Genomic DNA, 259 nt, shown 5'->3' with positions numbered 1-259 from the left:
GCTTCTTTTTTCAGCAGGAGATTTTTGCGGCAGTGATCGACCGACAAACCGATACCCTGATAGATTACTTTAGCTTATGGGATAATGCCAATTACGTTCATAAAAGCGAATGGCGCTGGTTACTGTGTTATATGAATGGTATGGAGGGGATGAATTACAAAGGCAAAATCAGGCGGCGCTTTTGGCTGGGTCGATTATTTAACTGCTTTGCGCCTGAATTTAACTGGCCAGAGGGTATTGATAAAGCCTCACGGGCAGA

General features: G+C 44.4%; 1 protein-coding gene. It reads left to right on the top strand.

Annotated elements, in window-relative coordinates:
- The coding region (locus tag H3S73_RS13755; protein ID WP_198248946.1) for a DUF6708 domain-containing protein at window positions 1–259 on the top strand (259 nt) is incomplete at both ends.

Origin of the sequence: Gilliamella sp. B14384G12 (genome assembly GCF_016101825.1) — a bacterium.
Taxonomy (GTDB): Bacteria; Pseudomonadota; Gammaproteobacteria; order Enterobacterales; family Orbaceae; genus Gilliamella; species Gilliamella apicola_N.
Note: the sequence above shows the minus strand (reverse complement) of the source record. Positions and strands in the feature narration are given on the sequence as shown.